The sequence below is a fragment of the Streptomyces sp. NBC_00654 genome (assembly GCF_026341775.1).
GTDB lineage: Bacteria > Actinomycetota > Actinomycetes > Streptomycetales > Streptomycetaceae > Streptomyces.
This window is the reverse complement of record NZ_JAPEOB010000001.1, coordinates 2,195,214-2,210,867: the sequence shown is the minus strand read 5'-3', so window position 1 is coordinate 2,210,867 and position 15,654 is coordinate 2,195,214. Positions and strand designations below refer to the sequence as shown.

Here is a 15,654-nt window from a genome sequence, read left to right as displayed (position 1 = left end):
TTCCCTCGCTCTCCGGTCCGGTCATCGTGCGTCTTCGCACGTAGAGGCGGCGCGACCGTACCAAAACGTTCCCTCGCCGTAGCGACGGGCCCGCAGTGGCTCGAATCCTTGCGGCCAGCCGAATTCTCCGCCTCTGGTGCTGCGCTCCACGGTGACGAGTGCATCGCCGGTGAGCCAGCCCTGAGCACGGAGTGTGAGCAGGATCTCGCCAAGATCGCCATCGGTGACGGCGTACGGCGGGTCCAGGAAGACCACGTCGTAGGGCTCTGCGGGCGCGGGTCCTGTCACGATCTGCTCGGCTTTGCCGTTACGGACCTCGGCGCCGGGCAGACCGAGCGTGCGGACGTTGTCCCGGACGGTGCGGGCGGCCTTCGCGTCGGCCTCGACGAGGAGCGCGTGGGCGGCGCCCCGGGAGAGCGCTTCGAGGCCGACGGCGCCGGAACCGGCGTACAGATCGGCGATGCGGATGCCGTCGAGGGTGCCGAGGAGCGCTTCCCACGTGGAGAACAGGCCCTCACGCGCGCGGTCGGAGGTGGGGCGGGTGCCGGTGCCGGGCGGGACGGCCAGGCGGCGTCCGCCGGCCGAGCCGGCGATCACGCGGGTCATGGGTGACTGGTCCTCGGGTCGTGGGGCGGCACACAGGGCGACGGTGTGCCGTGCACCCACGATATGGCGTCGGGCCCGCCCCGGCCTTCGCACCTCCGCCTGCCGGGCCTTCGCACCGCTCCCGGCTCCGGCCTCAGCGCCTCTTCCGCCCCCGGGCCGGGCAGGGGCCCCTGCCACCCGCCGGCCTCCGCGCCCCTCTCCTCGCCCCTTCCTCTCACCCCTTGTCGAGATACTCCTCACGGTCCTTGTCCAGCAGGGCGTCCAGCGCGGTCCGCAGCGCCGGCAGGTGCTCCAGCTCCGGGTCGGCCGCGACGATCGCGACGGCCTCCTCACGGGCGGCGGCGATGACCTCCTCGTCGTCGATGACGGTGAGCATCCGCAGCGAGGAGCGGACGCCGGACTGGGCCTGGCCGAGGACATCGCCCTCACGGCGCTGCTCCAGGTCGATCCGGGAGAGCTCGAAGCCGTCGAGGGTGGCGGCGACGGCGCCGAGTCTGGCCCGCGCGGGACTGGCCTCGTGCGCCTCGCTGACCAGCAGACACAGCCCGGGGGCGGAGCCGCGGCCGACCCGGCCCCGCAACTGGTGCAGCTGCGATACGCCGAACCGGTCGGCGTCCATGATCACCATGGCGGTGGCGTTGGGAACGTTGACCCCGACCTCGATGACGGTCGTGGCGACCAGCACATCGACCTGCCCCGCGGCGAAGCGGCGCATCACGTCGTCCTTGTCGTCCGGGTGCATCCTGCCGTGCAGCACCTCGATCCGGAGTCCGGCCAGCGCGCCCCTGCGCAGTTCCTCGGCGATCTCCAGCACGGCGAGCGGCGGCCGCTTCTCGCCGTCGTCCTCGGGCGCCCCGGCCTTCCTTCCCTTCTTCTTCTCCCCGGCCGCCTCATCGGCGTCGTCACCGATGCGGGGACAGACGACATACGCCTGATGGCCGTTCTCGACCTCCTCACGGACCCGCTCCCAGGCGCGGGCGAGGAAGTGCGGCTTGTCCTTGGCGGGGACGACATGGCTGGCGATGGGCGAGCGGCCGGCCGGGAGCTGGTCCAGTACGGAGGTCTCCAGATCGCCGAACACCGTCATCGCGACCGTACGGGGGATGGGGGTGGCGGTCATGACCAGCAGATGGGGCGACCGTCTTTCCCCCTGGGAGTGCGCCTTGGACCGGAGGGCGTCGCGCTGCTCCACGCCGAAGCGGTGCTGCTCGTCGACGACGACCAGGCCCAGGTCGTGGAACCGCACCTTGTCCTCGATCAGCGCGTGGGTGCCGATCACGATCCCGGCTTCTCCGGTGACCAGGTCGAGCAGTGCCTGCCGCCGGGCGGGGACACCCATGGAGCCGGTGAGCAGGACGACCTTGGTGCCCCGGTCGGAGCCGCCGAGCATGCCCCCCTCGGCCAGCTCGCCCATCATCTCGGTGACGGACCGGTGGTGCTGCTGGGCGAGTACCTCGGTGGGCGCGAGCATGGCCGCCTGCCCGCCCGCGTCGACGACCGCGAGCATGGCGCGCAGGGCGACCATGGTCTTGCCGCTGCCGACCTCGCCCTGGAGGAGGCGGTGCATCGGGTGCTCGGTCGCCAGGTCGTCGAAGATCTCGCCGGTGACCTTCCGCTGCCCTTCGGTCAGGGTGAAGGGCAGCTTGGCGTCGAACGCGTCCAGCAGCCCGTCGGGCACCGGCCTGCGTGCCACGGCCGGGAGTTGGGTGTCGGCGTACCGTCTGCGGGCGAGCGCGACCTGGAGGACGAACGCCTCGTCCCACTTCAGCCGCTCCTTGGCGTCGGCGATGTCCGCCTTCGTCTGCGGCCGGTGCACCTTGAGCAGCGCCTCCGGCAGCGGGGTGAAGCCGCGGCCCTCGCGCAGCGCCTCGGGCAGCGGGTCCACGGCGTCCCGCGCGCTGGGCAGCACGGCGTCCACGGCCTTGGCGATCCGCCAGGAGTCGAGCTGCTTGCAGGCGGGATAGATGGGCAGCAGCCGCCCGGCGAAGGCGTCCACGGCCTCCGTCGCCTCGTCCGCGTCCGCGGCGTCCAGCAGCTGGTACGTGGGGTGGGCGAGCTGCATCCTGCGGTTGAAGACGGAGACCTTGCCCGCGAACATCGCCCGGCGGCCGGGCAGCAGCTCCTTGTGGGGCTTGTGGACGCCGTGGCCGAAGAAGACCAGCTGGAGCCGGCCGCTGCCGTCGGTGAGGGTCACTTCCAGACGCTTGCCGCGGCCGTTGTTGAACACCGCGACACGGGCGTCGGCGACCTGCGCGACGACCGTCACATGCTCGTCGAGCGGGAGGTCCGCCAGTGCCGTGAGCTGACCGCGCTCCTCGTACCGCCGCGGGTAGTGGTGCAGCAGATCACCGACCGTGTGCAGGTCGAGGTGTTCGGCCATCACCTTCGCGGTGGCTCCGCCGAGCAGCTTCTTGAGGGGTTCATCGAACGCAGACACGCGGTCCATTGCACACCACGGCACTGACACCTGTCCCCCGCGCGGCCCGGCGCGCCCCTCGCGAAGGGGTTACTCGACGCCGATCAGCAGCGGTGCGCTCTGGTGACCGCCCCGGTAGACCACGGTGTCCACGGCGAGATAGCCCTCGCGCACATGCTCGGTGAGGGCGTCGGCCAGGGCGTCCGGCACGTTCTCGCCGAGGACGAGGGTGACCAGTTCGCCGCCCGAGGCCAGCATCCGGTCCAGGACCGTGCGGGCCGTCGCGGGCACGTCGGCGCCGATGACGGCGACGTCCCCGTCGATCAGGCCGAGGATGTCGCCCGCCTGACAGATGCCGGCCATGGTCCACGACTGCCGTTCGGCGACGGCCAGTTCGGCGTACCGGGTGGCGCCCGCGGCCGCGGTCATCGCGACCACGTCCTCGTCGAAGCTGCGGTCCGCCTCGTGGACGGCGAGCGCGGCGATGCCCTGGACGGCCGCGCGGGTGGGAATCAGGGCGACCCGGACCCCCTCGGTCCTGGCCTGCTCGGCGGCGGCCCCCGCGGTGTGCCGCAGCGCCGCGTCGTTGGGCAGGAGGACCACCTCGCGGGCGTGGGCCCGGCGGATCGCGTCGACCAGTTCGCCGCTGGCGGGCGGTTCGCCGGGGCGCGCGATCACGGTGGTCGCGCCGGCCTCCGTGCACAGCCCGGCCAGCCCGTCGCCGGGAACCACGACGACGACGGCGCGCCGGGCGGGCTCCGTGTGGGGGCGGGTGTCGAGCAGGCCGTCGGCGCCGAAGTGGGTGATCCCGATCCGGTACGGCCGTCCGGCCTCGACCCCGGCCTCCACCGCCGCTCCCGCGTCGTCGACATGGACGTGTACGTTCCACAGCCCGTCGCCGCCGACCACGACCAGGGAGTCCCCGAGCGCGTCCAGCCGGGTCCGCAGCCGGTCCACGGCCTCGTCGTGGGCCTCCAGCAGGTAGATCACCTCGAAGGCGGGACCGCTCCCTCCGTCCGGGCAGTCGTCCGCGCCCCCGTCCGCGCGCCCGTCGGCCGTGCCGCCCCCGCCGTGCGCCGGCTCCGGAAGCACCGCGGGGACCGCCCAGGAGCGGCGCACCGGCGCCTGCCCCGACACCGTCTCCAGCAGCGCGCCGAGTACCGCGAGCAGCCCCCGTCCGCCCGCGTCCACGACGCCCGCGCGGCCGAGGACGGCGAGCTGGCCCGGGGTCGCCTCCAGCGCGGTGCGCGCGCCGTCGTACGCCGCCCGCACCACCGCGGCGAGGCCGGGGCCCGCGTCCCGCGCGGCTTCGGCGGCCGCGGTCGCGACGGTGAGCACCGTGCCCTCGACGGGGTGGGCCACAGCCTGCCGGGCGGCCGACGCCGCGCGGGCGAAGGCCTCGCGCAGCCGGTCCTCCCCGCCGCCGTCGGCCAGCACCCCCGCCATCCCGCGCAGCAGCTGGGCCAGGATGGTGCCGGAGTTCCCCCGGGCGCCGATCAGCGCTCCGTGCGCCATGGCGCGTACGGCGTCGGCGGTGGCGGGCGCGGTGGAGCCGGTCTCATGGGCGGCGAACACTGCCTCGACGGCCGCCGCCGCGGATTCCACGGTCAGATAGAGGTTGGTGCCGGTGTCACCGTCGGCGACGGGATAGACATTGATCGCATCGATCTCCGCGCGCTCCCGGCCCAGGGCCTCCAGGGCCAGTGAGCACCAGGTGCGCACCGCGACGGCGTCCAGATCGTCGGGGAGCTGCGGCACCGATGGTCCTCCTTGAAGCGGCCGTGGCAGCGGGCTGCACCGCAGGGTAGCCCGCCCGCGACGGGTGGGTCCGGAACAGGGGGCGGGCGGACGGTGGGCCCAGCCGTGGTAGTTTCGTATCTCCGGAGCAGCCGTTGTATGCTGCTTCGGTTGCCCGATGAAAGTCGGGCCATACCTCCGGTACCGCCACTTCAGTCAAATGATTCCGGCGCGCCGGAATTCACTGTAAGTGCACCTGAAGTCTTTGGAGTGACCCGTGGCTGCCAACTGCGACGTCTGCGGCAAGGGGCCGGGCTTCGGCAACAACATTTCGCACTCGCACCGCCGTACGTCCCGTCGCTGGAATCCCAACATCCAGCGCGTGCGTGCCGTGGTCGGTCGGACGCCGAAGCGGCTCAACGTCTGCACCTCGTGCATCAAGGCCGGCAAGGTCGCGCGCTGACGTTCCCGTCGTAGCGCAGCCTTCCGGTTGCCCAAAAAGCCGGTCCACCTCGGTGGACCGGCTTTTTGCTGTACCCACGGCGGCCGTTCAGCGCTGCCGGGTGCGCCAGCCGTGGTCGACGGGTCCGATGCCGCCGCCGAGCGGGAATCCGGCCTCGATCGCCCCGGTGACGTACTCCTTCGCGCTCCTTACGGCCGTGGGGACGTCCTGGCCGAGGGCGAGCGAGGCGGCGATGGCGGAGGCGAGGGTGCAGCCGGTGCCATGGGTGTGCCGGTTGTCGTGCCGGGGTGCGCGCAGCCAGTGCTCCTGGCTGCCGTCGGTCAGCAGGTCCACGGCCTCGCCCGGCAGATGGCCGCCCTTGATGACCACCCAGCGCGGCCCGTACGCCAGGATTCCGGCCGCCGCCCGGCGCATGTCGCTCTCGCCGGTGACGACGGTGCCGGTGAGCTGTGCCACCTCGTCGAGGTTCGGGGTGGCGACCGTCGCGACGGGCAGCAGCTTCGTCCGTACGGAATCGAGCGCCTCGGCGGCCAGCAGCGCGTCCCCGTGCTTGGAGACGCCCACCGGGTCGACGACGACCGGCGCCTCGGTGCTGGCGAGCAGCTCGGCGACGGTCTCGACGAGGGCGGCCGAGGCGAGCATGCCGGTCTTCACCGCCTGGACGCCGATGTCGTCGACGACGCTGCGGTACTGGGCGGTGACGGCTTCCACCGGAAGCTCCCAGACTCCCTGGACGCCCCGGGAGTTCTGGGCGGTGACGGCGGTCAGCACGCTCATGCCGTGCACGCCGAGGGCCAGCATGGTCTTCAGGTCGGCCTGCACGCCCGCGCCGCCGCCGGAATCGGATCCGGCGACGGTCAGGACACGGGGTGGTGCGGCGGTACGTATGGGCATACGCCGCAATCTACTGGGCGTCCTCGATGTTCCCGAAGTGGTCCCAGCCGCCCTTGCTGGTCCAGGGCGCTCCGTCCACCGTGACCTGGGGCAGGGCGGAGGGGTTCAGGACCTCGCCGATCACCTTCCAGCGGGCCGGGAGCTTCACGTCCTGGGGGAAGGTCGCGACGATCGCGTGGTCCTCCCCCCCGGTGAGCACCCACTGGAGGGGGTCGACGCCGACGGCCTGGCCGATGTCGGACATCTGCGAGGGAATGTCGATGAGCCCGGACCGCAGATCGATGCGGACCTTGCTGGCCTCGGCGATGTGCCCGAGGTCGGCGACCAGTCCGTCGCTGACGTCCGTCATCGCGGTGGCACCGAGTCCGGCCGCCGCGGGGCCCGCGTGGTACGGCGGTTCGGGACGGCGGTGGGCCTCGACGAACGCGCGGGGCGAGCGGAAGCCCCGGGAGAGGACGGCGTACCCGGCGGCGGACCAGCCGAGCCAGCCGGTGACGGCGACGACGTCACCGGGCCGGGCGCCGGACCGGGTGACCGGTTCGTGGTTGCGCAGGTCGCCGAGGGCGGTGATCGAGACGGTGATGGTGTCGCCGCCGACGACGTCGCCCCCGACCACGGCCGCGCCCGCGACCTGGCACTCGTCGCGCAGGCCGTCCATGAGTTCGGCGGCCCAGGTGACCGGGAGGTCGGCGGGGACGACGAGACCGAGGAGCAGCGCGGTGGGCACGGCACCCATGGCCGCGATGTCGGCGAGGTTCTGAGCGGCGGCCTTGCGCCCGACGTCGTACGCCGTCGACCAGTCGCGGCGGAAGTGCCGCCCCTCCAGCAGGATGTCCGTACTGACCACGACCCTGCGGTCGGGAGCGGCCACGACCGCGGCGTCGTCGCCGGGCCCCAGCCGTACCGCCGGAGTGGTGGTGAGCCGGGAAGTCAGCTCCCTGATGAGCCCGAACTCCCCCAACTCGCCCACGGTTCCCTTCACCGAGTCTCACCTCTCATTTATCGCCCCGGACACCCGTCCGGGCCCCCGGTCGCGAGCCGTCACTGCTGTCGGTACCGTCAAGAGATACGTCAACTTCTGTTGTCTGTACGCCACGCTGTGGACGTCATCCGGCCCACAGGTCTCCCCGCGGCCCGCGGCAACGCGATACCGTGGCGTCCCTTTCCCCCACATGATCCTCGTGGCCGCCCTGGAGGTTCCGTGGTACAGGCGTACATCCTTATTCAGACCGAGGTGGGCAAGGCGTCGACCGTCGCCGAGACCATCGCCAAGATTCCGGGAGTCATCCAGGCAGAGGACGTCACCGGTCCCTACGACGTGATCGTGCGGGCCCAGGCCGACACGGTCGATGAGCTCGGCCGCATGGTGGTCGCCAAGGTGCAGCAGGTGGACGGCATCACGCGGACACTGACCTGCCCGATCGTCCACCTCTGACCCCCGTCTAGGCTGGGCCGGTGACGTCTTTCCGCCGCCGGTCCTCCCGCTCGCTGTTCCTCGGTCCGTCCGCTGCCCTGCTGGTCCTGGCCGCGGCGGGCTGTTCCTCCAGCCACGGCCAGCCCCCTGTCGCGGTTCCCACCCCGCCGTCCGAGGCCGCCGCGTACTGCGAAGCGCTGCACAAGGCGCTGCCGCAGACCGTCGTCGACCTCGAACGGAGTGATCCCGGACCGGATTCGGAGCTGACCGCCGGCTGGGGGGACGGGGCGATCGTACTGCGCTGCGGTGTGCCGCGGCCCGCGAAGATGGACGACGCCCAGTCCAAGGCGATCGAAGCGGACGGCGTCAACTGGATGCTGGAACAGCGCCAGGACGCCGGTCCGCGTTTCACCACCACGTACCGCGAGGCGTATGTCGAGGTCACCCTCTCCGAGGAGTACGCCCACGACGCCAGCCCGCTGGCCGCGTTCGCCGCCCCGGTCAAGAAGACGGTTCCGGACAGTCTCTGAGCGGGCCGGGAGACGGCGGTCCGGGCCGGGCCGCCGGAACGGGCCGGCCCGGTCCGCCGCAATGGGTCAGCGCAGTCCGGTGGAACGGGTCAGCGCGGCCTGGATCAGCCGGTCCACCAGCTCCGGGTAGTCCACGCCGCTCTCCTGCCACATCCGCGGGTACATCGAGATCGGGGTGAACCCCGGCAGGGTGTTGATCTCATTGATGACGAAGCCGCCGTCCTCGGTGAGGAAGAAATCGGCGCGCACCAGCCCTTCGCAGGAGACGGCCTCGAAGGCGGCGACGGCGAGGCGCTGGACCTCGGCGGTCTGCTCCGCGGTGAGCGGGGCGGGCACCAGACCGGCGGCCGAGTCGATGTACTTGGCCTCGAAGTCGTAGAAGTCGTGTGCGGTCACCGGCGGGATCTCGGCGGGCACACTGGCCCGCGGCCCGTCCTCGAACTCCAGCACCCCGCACTCGATCTCGCGGCCGCGCAGCAGCGACTCGACGAGGAACTTGGGGTCGTGGCGGCGGGCCTCCTCGATCGCCTCGTCCAGACCGGCGAGGTCGTCGACCTTGCTGATGCCCATCGAGGAGCCGCCGCGGGCGGGCTTGATGAAGAGCGGCCAGCCGTGCTCGCCGGCGAAGTCGACGATGCGCTTGCGGGCGGCCGCGCGGTCGCCGTCCCACTCCCGGGGGCGTACGACCTCGTACGGTCCGACGGGCAGCCCGAAGGAGAGGAAGACCCGCTTCATGTACTCCTTGTCCTGGCCCACCGCCGAGGCGAGGACACCGGCTCCGACGTAGGGCACACCGGCGAGATCGAGGAGCCCCTGGAGCGTGCCGTCCTCCCCGTACGGGCCGTGCAGCACGGGGAAGACGACGTCGACCTCGCCGAGCGCCTTGGGCACCGAGCCCGGTTCGCTGTAGACGACTTCACGGCTGCCGGGATCGACGGAGAGCACCACGGTGCCCTCGGCGGTCTCGGCCAGCTGCGCCACATTGGGCACCTGCCGGTCGCTGATGGCCATGCGTCCGGGCTCGTCGGCGGTGAGCGCCCAGCGCCCGTCCGTCGTGATGCCGATCGGCATCACGTCGTACTTGGTCCGGTCGATGGCGTTCAGCACGGCGCCGGCCGTGACGACCGAGATGCCGTGTTCGGAGCTGCGGCCGCCGAACACGACAGCCACGCGCGGCTTACGGCGCTGCGGCTCAGGGCTCTCGGGGCGCTCAGGGCTCTGGGGGAGGTTCTCGCTGCTCATATCACGATGAGCGTACCTGCTGGAAGAGAGACGTCAGCGCCGCTCGGCCTTGGCGCTGCGCGACATCAGCTCCTTGAGCGCGACGACCGGCGGCTTGCCCTCGTGGACGATGCCGACGACCGTTTCGGTGATGGGCATGTCGACGCCGTGCCGGCGGGCCAGGTCGAGCACCGATTCGCAGGACTTGACGCCCTCGGCGGTCTGCCTGGTGACGGCGATCGTCTCCTGGAGCGTCATGCCGCGCCCGAGGTTGGTGCCGAAGGTGTGGTTGCGCGAGAGCGGCGAGGAGCAGGTCGCCACCAGGTCGCCGAGGCCCGCCATTCCGGAGAAGGTCAGCGGATCGGCGCCCATGGCCACGCCCAGGCGGGTGGTCTCGGCGAGGCCGCGGGTGATGAGCGAGCCCTTGGCGTTGTCGCCGAGGCCCATGCCGTCGGCGATGCCGACGGCGAGACCGATGACATTCTTCACGGCGCCGCCGAGCTCGCAGCCGACCACGTCGGTGTTGGTGTACGGGCGGAAGTACGGGGTGTGGCAGGCGGCCTGGAGGCGCTGGGCCACGGACTCGTCCTGGCAGGCGACGACGGCCGCGGCGGGGCGGCGTTCGGCGATCTCCTTGGCGAGGTTGGGCCCGGAGATGACGGCGATACGGTCCGCGGTGACCTTGGTGACGTCCGCGATGACCTCGCTCATCAGCTTGGCGGTGCCGAGTTCGACGCCCTTCATCAGGGAGACGAGGACGGTGCGGTCCTCCAGGTGCGGGGCCCAGTCGGCGAGGTTGGCGCGCAGCGTCTGCGAGGGCACGACGAGGAAGGCGAACTCGGCGCCGCGCAGCGCCTCGGCGGCGTCGGTGGTGGCCCGGACCGAAGCCGGAAGCTCGATGCCCGGCAGGTAGTCGGGGTTGGTACGGGTCGTGTTGATGGTCTCGGCGACTTCGGCGCGGCGTCCCCAGAGGGTGACCTCGCAGCCTGCGTCGGCGAGGATCACGCCGAAAGCCGTACCCCATGAGCCGGTTCCGAAGACGGCTGCTTTTACGGGGTGCGTCACGTGGGTCCCTTTCCCTGGGCCTTGCGCCGTAGTTCAGCACGGGCTTTGCGGTGATCGTAGAGCTCCGCGGGGGCCTTCTCGCCACGCACGATCTCCAGCTGGGCGGTGACCGCGGCCATGATGGCCTCGGTCGCCTGCCGCAGCACGTCGGGCGTCGGCTCCATTCCGTAGAAACGGCTGAGGTCGACGGGCGGTCCCGCCTGTACCTGGAGGGTCTTGCGGGGGAACAGCCTGAGCTTGTTCTCCTTGGCGTACGGCGGCATCGCGAGATTGGCGCCCCACTGGGCGACGGGGATGACCGGTGCCCTGGTCATCAGCGCGACGCGGGCGGCGCCGGTCTTGCCGGCCATCGGCCACATGTCGGGGTCGCGGGTGAGGGTGCCCTCGGGGTAGAAGGCGACGCACTCGCCCCGTTCGATGGCGTCCACGGCGGCACGGAACGCGTCCAGCGCGTTGGTCGTCTCACGGTAGACGGGGATCTGGCCGGTGCCCCGCAGCATCATTCCGACGAAGGGGGTGCGGAAGAGGCCCGCCTTCGCCAGGAGCCGCGGCACCCGGCCGGTGTTGTACTGGAAATGTCCGTACGAGAGCGGGTCGAGATACGAGTTGTGGTTGACCGCCGTGATGAATCCGCCGTCGGCCGGAATGTGTTCCATTCCCCGCCAGTCGCGCTTGAACAGAACCACCAATGGCGGTTTGGCGATGACCGCCGCCAAGCGGTACCAAAAGCCGATTCTTCGGCGGGACACTCGGACACCTTCCTCTGATACGCGACCTACTGCTGCCTGGCTACCGACGGTCAAGTCTCGCCCCAGGCCCCTGCTCTGTCGAGAACACCGTACGCCTCACCTTCGGGACCGAGCCTCCGGGCCGTCGTACCGGCAGGCGAGAATATGTCCTGACGCGTACGGAGGGGGAGATCGCCACGAACACCGACCTGACCGGGGCCTGGTCCCTGGTCGTTCCGCTGAAGCCGCTCGCACGGGCCAAGAGCCGGTTGGGGCGGGCGACGGGAGAGCTGCTGCGGCCCCGGCTGGCCCTGGCGTTCGCACAGGACACCGTGGCCGCGGCACTGTCCTGCCCCGGAGTGCGGGATGTGGTGGTCGTCACGGACGACGCGGTGGCCGGGGCCGCCCTTTCCGCGCTCGGGGCCCGCATTCTGCCCGACACACCGGCCGCCGGGCTCAACGCCGCTCTGGCGCACGGTGCGCGCTGTGCGCGGGAGCTGCGTCCCCGGGGTGCGGTGGCGGCACTGAACGCGGATCTGCCCGCGCTGCGTCCCGCGGAACTGTCGCGGGTGCTCGACTTTTCCGCCGCTTTTCCACGCGCATTTGTCACCGATGCTGCGGGAATCGGCACGACATTCCTGTCCGCCGCTCCGGGAGTGGAATTGCGCCCGGCCTTCGGCGGTCCTTCACGGGCCGGACATCTGGCTTCCGGGGCGACGGAAATCCCTCTGCCCGGCCTCGACTCGGTCCGCCGGGACGTGGACACCGGTGAGGATCTGCGGGTGGCGCTGGCGCTCGGCGTGGGCCCGCACACGGCGGGGCTGAGCGGCGCGGTCTCCCCCGCCCCGGACCGATAGGCTGCCGCCCATGCAGGCGACCTCGTACACGTACGACTCCGAGACCCGCACCGGCAGTGTGCTGCTGGACGACGGCACGCCGGTGGAGTTCGACGCCCCGGCCTTCGACGCGGGCGGCCTGCGGCTGCTGCGTCCGGGGCAGCGGGTCCGGATCGAGGGCGAGGGCGAGGGTGCCGCCCTGCGGATCACCCTGGTGACGCTGCAGACGTTCTGAGACGGCGCGGGGGGACGGGACGGGTTCCGGGGCATTCCGCCAACGCCGCGGAGAGACATCCCGGGACTCCCTGGGGGCCGTCGGACACCTTCGGCCGCGCCCGTTCGTACCCCGGACAGCCCGCGGGCCGGGCTCCCCGAGGGGAGCCCGGCCCGGCGCGTGTGAGGAGCGAGCGCGTGCCCGGTCTCACTTCTTGCGTGCAGTGGCCTTCTTCGCCGTGGTCTTGCGCGCCGTGGTCTTCTTCGCGGGCGCCTTCTTCGCCGTGGTCTTCTTGGCGGGCGCGGTCTTGCTGGCGACGGCCTTCTTGGCGGTCGTCGCGGCCTTCTTCGCCGGGGTGGCCGCCTTCTTCGCGGTCGCGGTGGCCTTCTTCGCCGTGGCGGTGGCCTTCTTCGCCGTGGTCTTCTTCGCCGTGGCGGTCGCCTTCTTCGCCGTCGCCACGGTCTTCTTGGCGGTGGCCTTCTTCGCCACGGCCTTCTTCGCGGTGGCCTTCTTGGCCGCGGCCTTCGCCGTCGTACGGGTGGAAGATCCGCCCGAGAGGCTGCCCTTGGGCGCCTTCTTCACGGCCACATCGTTCTTGGGGAGCTTCTTGGAGCCGCTCACCAGGTCCTTGAAGCCCTGTCCCGCACGGAAGCGGGGCACCGAGGTCTTCTTGACCCGGACGCGCTCACCCGTCTGCGGGTTGCGGGCGTACCGGGCGGGGCGGTCGACCTTCTCGAACGAGCCGAAGCCGGTGACCGAGACACGGTCTCCGGCGACAACGGCACGCACGATCGCGTCGAGTACCGCGTCGACAGCGTCTGCGGCCTGCTGACGGCCGCCGACCTTGTCGGCAATCGCTTCTACGAGCTGCGCCTTGTTCACGTCTTCCCCTTCGGAGACATTGCCAGAACGAAAGTGTTCAAGCTATTTCGCACGTTAGGCAGATATATACCGCAAATCAAACACGAAACGGGCTAATCACCCTAGTGCCGCAACGAAGTCGACCGCTGCGCAGTTCCGCAGAGTCAGTCACCTTCGGGGAATCGGCCCTCATCGAGGTCCTTCATCAACCGGTCCAGACGCCTTGCCGCGTCCGGGAGATCGTGCTTCGCCGCGGCCGTGACGACCAGCAGCTTCCGGGACAGCGCCATCCTTACGCCCTCCGGGACTTGCAGTGCACGCACCCTTGCGTGCGCTTCCTTCAATCGGTCGGCGACTTGGCCATAGAGCTTGAGTTGGCTGTCGCGTTCCATGCACCGATTGTGCCATCTGGGGCGAGTTGTCGCCCGAGGGGGGCTCAACAAGCGACTGCGCCCCCTGCCCGAAGGCAGGGGGCGCAGTCTGGGAAAAGCGCTGCTCAGGCCTCAATTGTACGCGGCTTGAAGGTCGGCCTTGCCGCCTCATAAGTCGCAATGTCCGCTTCGTTCTGAAGGGTGAGGCTGATGTCGTCGAGCCCGTTGAGCAGCCGCCAGCGGGCGTTCTCGTCGAGCTCGAAGCCGGCCGTGATGCCCTCGGCACGGACCTGCCGCGCCTCCAAGTCAACAGTGATTTCGGCCGTTGGGTCGGCCTCCGTCAGCTCCCAGAGCGCGTCCACGGTCGGCTGGTCCAGGACGACGGTCAGCAGGCCGTTCTTCAGCGAGTTGCCACGGAAGATGTCGGCGAAGCGGGACGAGATGACGGCCCGGAAACCGTAGTTCTGCAGGGCCCAGACGGCGTGCTCCCGGGAGGAGCCGGTACCGAAGTCGGGACCGGCCACCAGGACCGAGGCGCCGCTCCGCTCGGGGCGGTTGAGGACGAAGGACCCGTCCTTGCGCCAGGCCTCGAAGAGCCCGTCCTCGAAGCCGTCGCGGGTGACCTTCTTCAGCCAGTGGGCGGGGATGATCTGGTCGGTGTCGACGTTGCTGCGGCGCAGCGGGACGGCCCGGCCGGTGTGTGCGGTGAAAGCTTCCATGATTCTCAGACTCCGGCGGGCGTACGGGCTTCGGACAGGTCGGCGGGCGAGGCCAGATGGCCCAGCACCGCGGTGGCGGCGGCGACCTGCGGGGAGACCAGGTGGGTGCGGCCGCCCTTGCCCTGCCGGCCCTCGAAGTTGCGGTTCGAGGTGGAGGCGGAGCGCTCGCCGGGGGCGAGCTGGTCGGGGTTCATGCCGAGACACATCGAGCAGCCCGCGTGCCGCCATTCGGCTCCGGCGGCGGTGAAGACCTTGTCCAGGCCCTCCGACACGGCCTGGAGCGCGACCCGGACGGAACCGGGAACGACCAGCATCCGCACCCCGTCGGCGACTTTGCGGCCCTCCAGGACCGAGGCCGCGTTACGCAGGTCCTCGATCCGGCCGTTGGTGCAGGAACCTACGAAGACGGTGTCGACGGTGATGTCGCGCAGCGGCTGTCCGGCGCTCAACCCCATGTATTCCAGGGCCTTTTCGGCGGCGTTGCGCTCCGAGGCGTCCTCGTACGAAGCCGGGTCGGGGACGCTCGCCGACAGGGGCGCGCCCTGGCCGGGGTTGGTGCCCCAGGTGACGAACGGGGCCAGTTCCGTGGCGTCGATGACGACCTCGGCGTCGAAGACGGCGTCGTCGTCGGTGCGCAGCGTACGCCAGTACGCGACGGCCGCCTCCCAGTCCTCGCCCGTCGGGGCGTGGTCACGGCCCCGCAGGTACTCGAAGGTGGTCGCGTCCGGGGCGATCATGCCCGCGCGGGCACCGGCCTCGATCGACATGTTGCAGATGGTCATCCGGGCTTCCATCGAGAGCTTCTCGATGGCGGATCCGCGGTATTCGAGGATGTAGCCCTGGCCGCCGCCGGTGCCGATCCGGGCGATGATCGCCAGGATCAGGTCCTTCGCGGTGACGCTGTCGGGCAGTTCGCCCTCGACGGTGATGGCCATGGTCTTCGGGCGGGCCAGCGGCAGCGTCTGGGTGGCCAGGACGTGCTCGACCTGGCTGGTGCCGATGCCGAACGCCAGCGCGCCGAAGGCCCCGTGCGTGGAGGTGTGGGAGTCACCGCAGACCACGGTCGTACCGGGCTGGGTCAGTCCCAGCTGCGGGCCGACCACATGCACGACGCCCTGCTCGACATCGCCCAGCGGGTGCAGCCGTACGCCGAAGTCCGCGCAGTTCTTGCGCAGGGTCTCCAGCTGGGCTCGCGAGACCGGGTCGGCGATCGGCTTGTCGATGTCGAGCGTCGGGGTGTTGTGGTCCTCGGTGGCGATGGTGAGGTCGAGGCGCCGCACCGGACGTCCGGCCTGGCGCAGACCGTCGAAGGCCTGCGGGCTGGTCACCTCGTGCAGCAGGTGAAGATCGATGAAGAGAAGGTCGGGCTCGCCCTCCGCGCGCCGGACGACATGGTCGTCCCAGACCTTCTCCGCGAGTGTCCTACCCATCGCTTTCCCTCCGGCCGGCGTCTTCGCCGGCCCAACTAGAGATTCGGTGCGCCGCCGTCCGGACCCCCGAGCGGGGCGGTGGCAACGGGCCGTTGTGCGGCCGCCCGTACAGGTTCGCAACTTCCGCCGGAAATTGAACTTGCGTTTCA

17 protein-coding genes are annotated in these 15,654 nt (G+C 71.0%); 5 read left to right on the top strand and 12 right to left on the bottom strand.

Going from position 1 to position 15,654, the window contains the following annotated elements:
* Positions 1 to 21: 21 nt before the first annotated feature.
* From rsmD to OHA98_RS09610, 3 genes are all read right to left on the bottom strand, one after another.
* A complete protein-coding gene (rsmD, locus tag OHA98_RS09620) occupies positions 22 to 606 on the bottom strand; it encodes a 16S rRNA (guanine(966)-N(2))-methyltransferase RsmD (protein ID WP_266924252.1) in 585 nt (194 codons plus the stop codon).
* Between the two features lie 214 nt (positions 607 to 820).
* Positions 821 to 3,052 carry an ATP-dependent DNA helicase RecG gene (gene recG, locus OHA98_RS09615; RefSeq protein ID WP_266924250.1) on the bottom strand — a complete coding sequence of 744 codons (2,232 nt, stop codon included), beginning with the start codon at positions 3,050 to 3,052 and terminating at the stop codon, positions 821 to 823.
* Positions 3,053 to 3,112: 60 nt separating this feature from the next.
* Entirely contained in the window at positions 3,113 to 4,780 is a 1,668-nt protein-coding gene (locus OHA98_RS09610) for a DAK2 domain-containing protein (protein ID WP_266924248.1), read from the bottom strand.
* Between the two features lie 256 nt (positions 4,781 to 5,036).
* Here OHA98_RS09610 and rpmB point away from each other — a divergent pair, with 256 nt between their 5' ends.
* Positions 5,037 to 5,222 carry a 50S ribosomal protein L28 gene (rpmB, locus tag OHA98_RS09605; RefSeq protein ID WP_030928661.1) on the top strand — a complete coding sequence of 62 codons (186 nt, stop codon included), beginning with the start codon at positions 5,037 to 5,039 and terminating at the stop codon, positions 5,220 to 5,222.
* 87 nt (positions 5,223 to 5,309) lie between these two features.
* On the opposite strand, the gene thiD is transcribed toward rpmB, so the two are convergent.
* Together thiD and OHA98_RS09595 are read right to left on the bottom strand one after the other, a co-directional pair.
* Complete coding sequence (gene thiD, locus OHA98_RS09600) at positions 5,310 to 6,116, bottom strand: bifunctional hydroxymethylpyrimidine kinase/phosphomethylpyrimidine kinase (protein WP_266924246.1); 807 nt, start codon at positions 6,114 to 6,116, stop codon at positions 5,310 to 5,312.
* Between the two features lie 10 nt (positions 6,117 to 6,126).
* Positions 6,127 to 7,098 (bottom strand): thiamine-phosphate kinase, encoded by a 972-nt coding sequence (locus OHA98_RS09595; protein WP_266924244.1) that lies wholly within the window; start codon positions 7,096 to 7,098, stop codon positions 6,127 to 6,129.
* Between the two features lie 219 nt (positions 7,099 to 7,317).
* Here OHA98_RS09595 and OHA98_RS09590 point away from each other — a divergent pair, with 219 nt between their 5' ends.
* Entirely contained in the window at positions 7,318 to 7,551 is a 234-nt protein-coding gene (locus OHA98_RS09590; protein ID WP_266924242.1) for an Lrp/AsnC family transcriptional regulator, read from the top strand.
* A gap of 20 nt (positions 7,552 to 7,571) precedes the next feature.
* Entirely contained in the window at positions 7,572 to 8,060 is a 489-nt protein-coding gene (locus OHA98_RS09585) for a DUF3515 domain-containing protein (RefSeq protein WP_266924240.1), read from the top strand.
* Between the two features lie 66 nt (positions 8,061 to 8,126).
* On the opposite strand, the gene OHA98_RS09580 is transcribed toward OHA98_RS09585, so the two are convergent.
* The 3 genes from OHA98_RS09580 to OHA98_RS09570 are packed head-to-tail and all read right to left on the bottom strand — an operon-like array spanning position 8,127 to position 11,095.
* On the bottom strand, positions 8,127 to 9,302 hold the full coding sequence (locus tag OHA98_RS09580) for a D-alanine--D-alanine ligase family protein (RefSeq protein ID WP_266924238.1): 1,176 nt from the start codon (positions 9,300 to 9,302) through the stop codon (positions 8,127 to 8,129).
* Between the two features lie 33 nt (positions 9,303 to 9,335).
* On the bottom strand, positions 9,336 to 10,346 hold the full coding sequence (locus OHA98_RS09575) for an NAD(P)H-dependent glycerol-3-phosphate dehydrogenase (protein WP_266924236.1): 1,011 nt from the start codon (positions 10,344 to 10,346) through the stop codon (positions 9,336 to 9,338).
* Positions 10,343 to 11,095, bottom strand: a complete 753-nt coding sequence (locus OHA98_RS09570) for a 1-acyl-sn-glycerol-3-phosphate acyltransferase (RefSeq protein ID WP_266924234.1) — start codon at positions 11,093 to 11,095, stop codon at positions 10,343 to 10,345. Before OHA98_RS09570 ends, OHA98_RS09575 begins: the two co-directional genes overlap by 4 nt.
* A gap of 149 nt (positions 11,096 to 11,244) precedes the next feature.
* Between OHA98_RS09570 and cofC the strand changes: the two genes are divergently transcribed.
* Together cofC and OHA98_RS09560 are read left to right on the top strand one after the other, a co-directional pair.
* Entirely contained in the window at positions 11,245 to 11,931 is a 687-nt protein-coding gene (cofC, locus tag OHA98_RS09565; protein WP_266927830.1) for a 2-phospho-L-lactate guanylyltransferase, read from the top strand.
* 10 nt (positions 11,932 to 11,941) lie between these two features.
* On the top strand, positions 11,942 to 12,145 hold the full coding sequence (locus tag OHA98_RS09560; protein ID WP_266924232.1) for a hypothetical protein: 204 nt from the start codon (positions 11,942 to 11,944) through the stop codon (positions 12,143 to 12,145).
* Between the two features lie 186 nt (positions 12,146 to 12,331).
* Here OHA98_RS09560 and OHA98_RS09555 read toward each other — a convergent pair whose 3' ends face one another.
* From OHA98_RS09555 to leuC, 4 genes are all read right to left on the bottom strand, one after another.
* Entirely contained in the window at positions 12,332 to 13,006 is a 675-nt protein-coding gene (locus tag OHA98_RS09555) for an HU family DNA-binding protein (RefSeq protein ID WP_266924230.1), read from the bottom strand.
* Between the two features lie 143 nt (positions 13,007 to 13,149).
* Positions 13,150 to 13,377: a hypothetical protein gene (locus OHA98_RS09550; RefSeq protein WP_266924228.1), complete on the bottom strand. Its 228-nt coding sequence runs from the start codon at positions 13,375 to 13,377 to the stop codon at positions 13,150 to 13,152.
* Between the two features lie 104 nt (positions 13,378 to 13,481).
* Positions 13,482 to 14,075 (bottom strand): 3-isopropylmalate dehydratase small subunit, encoded by a 594-nt coding sequence (gene leuD, locus OHA98_RS09545; protein WP_266924226.1) that lies wholly within the window; start codon positions 14,073 to 14,075, stop codon positions 13,482 to 13,484.
* A gap of 5 nt (positions 14,076 to 14,080) precedes the next feature.
* Positions 14,081 to 15,505 (bottom strand): 3-isopropylmalate dehydratase large subunit, encoded by a 1,425-nt coding sequence (leuC, locus tag OHA98_RS09540; RefSeq protein ID WP_266924224.1) that lies wholly within the window; start codon positions 15,503 to 15,505, stop codon positions 14,081 to 14,083.
* Positions 15,506 to 15,654: the final 149 nt, after the last annotated feature.

Bases quoted from the DNA above. Each gene is read 5' to 3' on its own strand.
- recG (WP_266924250.1), bottom strand. From the start codon at position 3,052: ATGGACCGCGTGTCTGCGTTCGATGAACCCCTCAAGAAGCTGCTCGGC.
- OHA98_RS09580 (WP_266924238.1), bottom strand. From the start codon at position 9,302: ATGAGCAGCGAGAACCTCCCCCAGAGCCCTGAGCGCCCCGAGAGCCCT.
- thiD (WP_266924246.1), bottom strand. From the start codon at position 6,116: ATGCCCATACGTACCGCCGCACCACCCCGTGTCCTGACCGTCGCCGGA.
- rsmD (WP_266924252.1), bottom strand. From the start codon at position 606: ATGACCCGCGTGATCGCCGGCTCGGCCGGCGGACGCCGCCTGGCCGTC.
- OHA98_RS09550 (WP_266924228.1), bottom strand. From the start codon at position 13,377: ATGGAACGCGACAGCCAACTCAAGCTCTATGGCCAAGTCGCCGACCGA.
- OHA98_RS09560 (WP_266924232.1), top strand. From the start codon at position 11,942: ATGCAGGCGACCTCGTACACGTACGACTCCGAGACCCGCACCGGCAGT.
- leuD (WP_266924226.1), bottom strand. From the start codon at position 14,075: ATGGAAGCTTTCACCGCACACACCGGCCGGGCCGTCCCGCTGCGCCGC.
- leuC (WP_266924224.1), bottom strand. From the start codon at position 15,505: ATGGGTAGGACACTCGCGGAGAAGGTCTGGGACGACCATGTCGTCCGG.